This window comes from Streptomyces sp. NPDC104307, assembly GCF_055584045.1.
Window position 1 is genome coordinate 1 of the sequence record NZ_JBVJMU010000051.1, and the last position, 1,169, is coordinate 1,169.

General features: G+C 64.7%; 1 protein-coding gene. It reads left to right on the forward strand.

The genetic code is table 11. The features are described 5' to 3' along the window. Window positions 1-1,169, forward strand: a 1,169-nt coding sequence (locus ACZ601_RS39115) for a dihydropteroate synthase (protein ID WP_469547031.1), incomplete at both ends; no start/stop codon positions are given.

Here is a 1,169-nt window from a genome sequence, read left to right on the forward strand (position 1 = left end):
GACGGGCCCGAGTCGCGCTTCGTGAAGGTCACTCAGTTGGCCGCTGAGCATGGTGCGGCGCTGATCGCGCTGACCATCGACGAGGAGGGCCAGGCCCGCACCGTCGAGCACAAGGTGGCCATCGCGGAGCGGCTGATCGATGACCTGACCGGCAACTGGGGCATCCAGGAGTCGGACATCCTCATCGACTGCCTGACCTTCACGATCTGTACCGGGCAGGAGGAGTCCCGCAAGGACGGCATCGCGACGATCGAGGCGATCCGTGAGCTGAAGAAGCGCCACCCCGAGGTCCAGACGACGCTGGGTCTGTCGAACATCTCCTTCGGTCTCAATCCGGCGGCCCGGGTGGTGCTGAACTCGGTCTTCCTCGATGAGTGTGTGAAGGCCGGTCTGGACTCCGCGATCGTGCACGCGTCGAAGATCCTGCCGATCGCCCGGCTGGACGAGGAGCAGGTCAAGGCCGCTCACGACCTGATCTACGACCGCCGCGCCGAGGGCTACGACCCGCTGCAGAAGCTCATGGAGCTCTTCGAGGGCGTCAACATGAAGTCGATGAAGGCGGGCAAGGCCGAGGAACTCCTCGCGCTGCCGCTGGACGAGCGCCTCCAGCGCCGGATCATCGACGGCGAGAAGAAGGGCCTGGAGGCCGATCTCGACGAGGCGCTCACGACCCGTCCGGCGCTGGATATCGTCAACGACACGCTGCTGGAGGGGATGAAGGTCGTCGGTGAGCTGTTCGGTTCCGGGCAGATGCAGCTGCCGTTCGTGCTCCAGTCCGCCGAGGTGATGAAGAGCGCGGTGGCCCATCTGGAACCGCACATGGAGAAGTCGGACGCCGAGGGCAAGGGCACCATCGTGCTGGCCACCGTCCGCGGCGACGTCCACGACATCGGCAAGAACCTCGTCGACATCATCCTGTCCAACAACGGCTTCAACGTCGTGAATATCGGCATCAAGCAGCCCGTCTCCGCGATTCTGGACGCTGCTGAAGAGCACAAGGCCGACGTCATCGGGATGTCAGGTCTCCTGGTCAAGTCCACCGTGATCATGAAGGAGAACCTCCAGGAGCTCAACCAGCGCAAGCTGGCCGCCGAGTACCCCGTCATCCTCGGCGGCGCCGCCCTCACCCGCGCCTACGTCGAACAGGACCTCCACGAGATCTACGAGGG